We start from the raw sequence: 6,310 nt of genomic DNA on the forward strand, positions 1-6,310 counted from the left end.
CGCTCAAGCTTTCGCAACCTATTTTTATTATCAACCTTTCCGCCATGATACAAAATTACAAGAGTCCTTTTCCCTGGCGTCTGGCGGCCCCGAGCTGCGTGTGGCCGGAAACCGCCCTGGTCAATTGCCGACGTCTGGCCCGCACCGTGCCCGAAGTCGGCCTGTATTTGTTGGAACTCGACAGCTGCCTGGCCTACGGACCGGACGACCTGCCCCAAAAAACCTACGGTCTGGCCTACCATCTCCACCTCCCCTTCGACCTGCCCTGGGAGCGCGGCGGCACGGGCGCCTTTACGGCCATGGAGGGGCTGCTCACCAAAACAGCCCACCTCTCGCCCTGGGCCATGGTGCTCCATCCGCCCGGCAGCCTGACCGAACTCGAGGATTTCCTGGCCGCCCTGGCCGTCACCGGCCGCGACCCCGCCTCGCTACTGCTGGAAAATACCGAGCAGTCCTCGCCCGAGGAGGTGCTGGACATGGCCGAGGCCGCCGGCTGCGGCGTGTGCCTCGATCTCGGCCACATGCTGGCCCTGGGCCAGACCTTGCCCACCGCCCGGGAGGAACTCGTCGCCCGCACGCGCATGCTCCACGTCTACTCGCCCTTCGGGGCCGAAGGCCCGCCCCCGGGCCGCAGCCACGCCCACCGCACGCTGACCTGCCTGTCGCCCGAAGGCCGCGATGTCCTCGTCTGGATGCTCGCCAACCTGCGCCCGCGCACGGTGGTGCTGGAGGTCTTCGCACCGTTTCACCTCGTGGAGAGCATGGCCGTGCTCGAAGCCCTGGCCGACGGCAAAACGCCCGATCCCGCCTGTGGGGACAAGGCGTGATCCGGCTCCTGCTCGGCGGCGTCAAATCCGGCAAATCGGCCCTCGGCGACCGGCTGCTGCTTGCCGGCGCGACGCCCCACCGGGTGCTCGCCACCGGCCGGGCCTTGGATTTCGATTTCCGGGAGCGCATCGCCGCCCATAAAAGAGCCCGGCCAGCCTCCGTGGCCGTCATCGAGGCCGGCGAGGGAGCCATGAACGCGCTGGCCCGCGAGGCGGCGCGCGGCGGCACCGTGCTTTTGGACAGCCTGGACTTTTGGCTGTTCGCCTGCCATGACATAACTGTAATGCAACCGCTGCACGCTGCCCTTAGCCTCGGCCTGACGCCTTATACCGATCCCGCCGGGCCGGAACTCATCGTGGTGAGCACGGAAACCGGACTCGGCGGCATCGCCGCCGACGCCGCGACGCGTCGTTTCGCGGACGTCCTCGGCGCGCTCAATCAAGCCGTGGCCGCCATGGCGGCCGACGTGCGCCTCATCGTGGCCGGCTGCGCCATAACGCTCAAGGGAAACGCCGCATGAGCTATTTCCGCAAATTGACCAACGAAGTGAACCGACTGACGCAGATGTTCGGGCGCGACGACAAGTGGCTCATCGTCATAAACGCCGATCCCGACGCCATGGGCTCCGCCCTGGCCCTGCGGCGCATCATGGCGCGCCGCGTGGCCGACGTCGGCATCGCCCGGGTCAACGAGATCAAACGCCCGGACAACCTGGCCATGATGCGCTTTCTGCGCATCCCCAACGTCATGCTCACCCCGGCGGTCAAGGCGCAATACGACCATTTCGCCATGGTCGACTCCCAGCCCACCCACCATCCGGATTTCAAGATCTGCGACTTCAGCGTCATCATCGACCACCACCCGGTCAAGCCCGAGTTTCCGGTCAAGGCCGCCTTCGCCGACATCCGGCCCGATTACGGCGCGACCAGCAGCATCATGACCGAGTATCTCTACAACATGCGCATCCGGCCGGGAAAACTGCTGGCCACGGCCCTGGTCTACGGCATCAAGACCGATACCCAAAGCTTCGAACGCCATTTCATCGAAGCCGACGTCAAGGCCTTCAGCTACCTGGCCAAGTGCGCCGACATGCAGGTCGTGCGCAAGATCATCTCCAGCGAGTACCACCGCCACTGGCTCAAGTATTTCTCCAAGGCCTTCCGCAAGATGCGCTTCGTCGGCCAGCGCGGACTCTTCGTCTACATGGACAACCTGGAAAGCCCGGACATCCTTGTCATGCTGGCGGACTTCTTCACCCGGGTGCACGGGCTCTCCTGGAACGTGCTGTGCGGAGTGATCAAAAAGCAGGTGGTGGTGATCTTCCGGGGCGACGGCATCGGGCGCAACATGGGACACGTGGCGTCCAAGGTGTTCGGCGACATCGGCTCGGCCGGCGGACACAGAGGCGCGGCCCGGGCCGAAATCGAACTGGAAAAACTCGGCGGCAAACCCGTGGAGGAATTCCTCTACAAACGCCTGACCGGAAAAAAACTCCCGACCAAGGAAAAATGCCCGATATGAAGGGAAAGAGCCGGGGGAAACCCTTTCTGAAGAAAGGGTTTCCCCCGGACCCCCATCCCAAAGACTTTTAATAGTTACAAAGGATTACCGTTACTCCATCCGTAACCGTTAGAAGTTTTTGGGAGGGGAGAGCGCGAGAGGGGAACCCTTTTTTCAAAAAGGGTTCCCCTCTCGCACCTTCTTCACGCTTCCCTCTCTCCCCCTCAGCGCACAGCGCGGACCGATATGGGGCAGCAGAAATCGGCCCGGGCCACGTAGCCGAGTTCCACGTCCGCCGCGTAGGCGCTGGCGTAATTGGCCCGGTCCGCGCTCCACACCCGGCGCACCGGCTGGCTGAAGGCCGCCGGCAGGCAGTAGCCCTCGCCCGTGGGTTCGGGGCGCAACAGCGTCATCAGTTCCGGCACGGTGGGCAAGCGCCAGTCGGCATGGCCGCCGGCGCTTCCGGCGTTGAGTCCGTCCACGAAGATAGCCGCTTCCTGCCAGGAGAGCCCGTAGGGCGCGGCCCGGCGCATCCAGGACAGGCCGCTTGCCGGGTCGCGCAACACGCCCTCCCCGTCCGGCTCGAAATTTCCCGGCCACCAGCCGCGCGGCCGCCACAGCACGTCCAGCCCGAAGGCTTCCCGCGCCTTGTGCACCGACACCATGACCGGCTCGCGGCGCAAGGACGCGGGATTGGGAAGCGCGCCGGACGCGGCAAGAAGCGCCCCGCCTCCGGCGCACACGCCCTCCATGCGCCGCGACCAGCCCGCCGCGCAGGCTTCAAGCGCCTCGGCCATCTCGCCGGCATCGGCAAAGCGGTCCCGGGGACGCTCGGCCAGGGACCGGGCGAAAAGCCCGTCGAACTCGTCCCCGGCGTCGACTTCCCCATCCGCCACGCCGCCGGTGCCGGGCTCGGGCAGCCGGCCGGTCAGCATCCGGAAAAACGTCACCCCCACGGCATAGAGATCGGACCTGACATCCGCCGCGTCCGGATCGTCCTCCTGCTCCGGCGCGGCGTAATAGGGCGAACCGACCTTCATGTTGTCCGGGCCGCGAAACGTCTCGCCACGCACTTTGGATAGGCCCAGGTCCGTGATCTTGACCACGTCGTCATCGGTGACGAGCAGGTTGAAGGGCTTCACGTCGCGGTGGACGATGCCGGCGAAATGAAGCCTGGCCAGTCCCGCAAGAAGCTGCCTGGCGTAGCCCACGGCCCGAAGGACCGGAAGCCTCCGGCTCGGGTCCTCCACCCGGTAGGTCTCGCCCATGATCGCGCCGAGCGACTCGCCGTAATACTCCATGGCGAAATAGGGCCACTCCCCGGCCTGGCCGTAATCGAACACGCCGACCACGTTCTTGTGGCGGATCGAGCCCAGGCGCGCGGCCTCGTCGCGGAAGGTCGTCAGCACCCGCTCGCGGCCCCACAAAGCCAGGGTCATCTCGTTGGGGCGCAGGAGCTTTACGGCCACGATACGGTCCACGACCGGCACCCGGGCCCGAAACACCGCGCCCATGCCGCCACGGCCAAGCACGCCGAGAATGGGATATTTGTCGATGCTGCGCATGATAAAAAGAATGCCTCCGGCGGCCCGGGGGAAACTTTTTGAAAAAAGTTTCCCCCGGGACCCCTTTCAAAAACTTTCAACGGGGGTCAGGGGATGCCCGGTCCTTCCAATGATCGGGATGCCGACGCAGGTGCATGACCGCAACGACGAGAATACAGTCTGTGCGCTTTTGATAGATGAGGCCATAGGGGAAGCGGGCGACGCGGCAGCGACGGGTTCTTGCGGACAACATCTGCCATGCGTCAGGGTTGGCCAGAATACGGGCCAACGTCTCTTTTACGGCCGCGGCGAATTCAAACCCCAGCCCCGGGCATTCGTCATTGTAATAGGCAACGGCCGCTTCAAGCTCCCGGGCGGCCGGATCGAGAAAAAGCGCCCTCATGCCGCGCTAACGGGAAAGGTCCTCAAAGACATCCCGCGCGCTTCGGGCGCGCACCTGACCGGCCTCGTAGGCGTCGATCCTGGATTCGGCCTCGCGCGCCCAGGCCGCATCGATGGCCTGGGCGCCGGCGGCGTCGAAACTCGCCAGCGCGGCATCGATCAACTCCGCCCGCGACACGGGATCGAGCTCAAGCACCTGCTGTAGAAGTTGCGTTTGCGCCTTCATGGAGCCTCCTGCCTCCCCACCTAACCGTCCGATCACCACTTGGCAACCGGAGACCCAGGGGAAACTTTTTGAAAAAAGTTTTCCCCGACCCCCCTTTCAAAAACTTCTAATGGACCGCGCCCCGCGTCACCGCAGCCGGTCGGCGTAGCGGCGGGGCAAGCCCCGGGCGATAATCTTTTGCGCCACAGCCTCGATATCGTAGGGCACGGCCCGGATCGTCAACACGTCCTTCGCATCGTCGTAGAGGCCGTACTTGGCCCGGTTGTCGCCGTCGCGCGGCTGTCCCACCGCGCCGACATTGACGATATGGCGCTGGGAAGCCGCCAGCGGATTGTCGCCAAGGGACAGTTCGTAGCGCTCAACCTCCCGTCCGGTCAGGCTCGCCGCCTCCAGCATATGCGTATGGCCGACGAAGGAAACGCGTTCGGGCGTGCGGGCGAAGACCCGGCGCAAGGTCGTGTCGCCGGCCTCGAACAGGTAGGTCGTGGTGTCGTTCGGGGGCAGGCCGTGGACGAAACGGCAGCCGTAGAGGACCAGCGAAGTGGGCAGCGCGGCGATGCGGGCGATCAGTTCCGGCGGCAGCAACTCCCGGGTGCGCACGAGCGCCTCCAGGGACTGGGGGTTGAACAGGCGTTCGCGGGACGGATCGGCCACGGCCCATTCGTGGTTGCCACGAACGCTGGGGATGCCGCGCCGGGCCAAAAGCCGCAGCACCGCGACCGGATCGGGTCCGTAACCGATGTTGTCGCCGAGGCTCACAATCGCATCCGGAGCATGGCGGTCGATGTCGGCCAAAACCGCTTCGAAGGCCTCCAGATTGGCGTGGATATCGGAGACGACAGCCAGGAGCATGGGTACAGTGTGGCAGCTTCGCCCGGACCGGGCAAGTCCCGTCCATACAAAGAAGGACGCGACCTCGGGGCCTATCCTCCCGGGGTCGCGTCGAGGCGTGAGGGGTATGGTGCGGGGGTTTCGAAGAAGGTTTGCGGAAATATCGACCGAAATTTTAATTGAAGTGGGTGCGTTGCAGCCACTCCTTGATGGCTTCATTGGGGGCGTAGACGCCCTTGTTGCCGCCCTGTTCCTCCATGAAATCCCGGGCCAGATCCTCGGGAAGGTCGAAGGAGGCCAGTTCCACGCAGTCCTCGGAATTGCGCCGCACAAGGCTCAACTCGGGCTTGCCGGACCAGGTGTTGACCACGAAATAGGTGGAGAAGTCGTGCTTTCCCGTGACCGGCTTATGCTCGGCATACCAGGAGTTGTTGCCCCACTCCAGATACAGGGTCACGGCGTCTTCCGGGGTCATATCCCAATCGATGACCAGATTGGACAGATCGGTCTGGGTCTGCATGGCATTCCTCCTCGGTACGGTTGTGGCCAACCGGAAACAGACGCGGTTTCGATATGGGATAAAAATAATCCTTTTTATCCTTCGGTCAAGAAAAAAAAGTGTTTTTCCTCCCTTCTTCCAAGGCAATGATACTATCCAACCGTAATATAAAAGAAACAGGAGAAATTGCGGGGAAATGACAAAGGCCCGCGCAAGGGAGTCCCCTGGCGCGGCCAATGCGGGATGCCGTTTGCGTTGTTCTATTGGCTGGGTATTGGTCGCTGCCTGTTGGTCGCCTTGAGGGGGCGTGGCGACGTGCGGCGTATATTTGAAAAATACGCCTTCGCCCCGCGCAACCCAAAGGCGGCCCTGGTCAGCCGGCGCCTATGCGGCAGGCACGGGCGCGCGAGGCAGAGCCCCTCTGCGGCCATGTGCCCTGTCGCGAAAGCAAGGCATGCACTGCCCTCCGCTAAAAGTTTT

At 64.1% G+C, this 6,310-nt stretch carries 8 protein-coding genes; 3 read left to right on the top strand and 5 right to left on the bottom strand.

What is annotated here, in order from left to right:
- Positions 1-44 precede the first annotated feature (44 nt).
- The 3 genes from cbiR to DESFRDRAFT_RS13375 are packed head-to-tail and all read left to right on the top strand — an operon-like array spanning position 45 to position 2,349.
- Positions 45-827 carry a cobamide remodeling phosphodiesterase CbiR gene (gene cbiR, locus DESFRDRAFT_RS13365; protein WP_005994713.1) on the top strand — a complete coding sequence of 261 codons (783 nt, stop codon included), beginning with the start codon at positions 45-47 and terminating at the stop codon, positions 825-827.
- Complete coding sequence (locus DESFRDRAFT_RS13370; protein ID WP_005994716.1) at positions 824-1,348, top strand: bifunctional adenosylcobinamide kinase/adenosylcobinamide-phosphate guanylyltransferase; 525 nt, start codon at positions 824-826, stop codon at positions 1,346-1,348. The genes cbiR and DESFRDRAFT_RS13370 overlap by 4 nt, the downstream gene beginning before the upstream one ends.
- On the top strand, positions 1,345-2,349 hold the full coding sequence (locus DESFRDRAFT_RS13375; RefSeq protein WP_005994718.1) for a DHH family phosphoesterase: 1,005 nt from the start codon (positions 1,345-1,347) through the stop codon (positions 2,347-2,349). The genes DESFRDRAFT_RS13370 and DESFRDRAFT_RS13375 overlap by 4 nt, the downstream gene beginning before the upstream one ends.
- A gap of 203 nt (positions 2,350-2,552) precedes the next feature.
- Here the strand turns inward: DESFRDRAFT_RS13375 and DESFRDRAFT_RS13380 are convergent, their stop codons facing one another.
- The 5 genes from DESFRDRAFT_RS13380 to DESFRDRAFT_RS13400 form a co-directional block, all read right to left on the bottom strand.
- Positions 2,553-3,893 carry a protein kinase domain-containing protein gene (locus DESFRDRAFT_RS13380; RefSeq protein ID WP_005994720.1) on the bottom strand — a complete coding sequence of 447 codons (1,341 nt, stop codon included), beginning with the start codon at positions 3,891-3,893 and terminating at the stop codon, positions 2,553-2,555.
- Between the two features lie 76 nt (positions 3,894-3,969).
- Complete coding sequence (locus DESFRDRAFT_RS13385; protein ID WP_005994723.1) at positions 3,970-4,275, bottom strand: type II toxin-antitoxin system RelE/ParE family toxin; 306 nt, start codon at positions 4,273-4,275, stop codon at positions 3,970-3,972.
- Positions 4,276-4,281: 6 nt separating this feature from the next.
- The gene (locus DESFRDRAFT_RS13390) at positions 4,282-4,500 is read right to left on the bottom strand and encodes an addiction module protein (protein ID WP_005994725.1); all 219 of its coding nucleotides are present in this window, start codon (positions 4,498-4,500) and stop codon (positions 4,282-4,284) included.
- A 126-nt stretch (positions 4,501-4,626) separates the two neighbouring features.
- Positions 4,627-5,352: a metallophosphoesterase family protein gene (locus tag DESFRDRAFT_RS13395; RefSeq protein ID WP_005994727.1), complete on the bottom strand. Its 726-nt coding sequence runs from the start codon at positions 5,350-5,352 to the stop codon at positions 4,627-4,629.
- Positions 5,353-5,506: 154 nt separating this feature from the next.
- Positions 5,507-5,851 carry a DVU0772 family protein gene (locus DESFRDRAFT_RS13400; RefSeq protein ID WP_005994729.1) on the bottom strand — a complete coding sequence of 115 codons (345 nt, stop codon included), beginning with the start codon at positions 5,849-5,851 and terminating at the stop codon, positions 5,507-5,509.
- Positions 5,852-6,310: the final 459 nt, after the last annotated feature.

This window comes from Solidesulfovibrio fructosivorans JJ] (assembly GCF_000179555.1).
In the GTDB taxonomy this organism is placed as follows: Bacteria; Desulfobacterota; Desulfovibrionia; order Desulfovibrionales; family Desulfovibrionaceae; genus Solidesulfovibrio; species Solidesulfovibrio fructosivorans.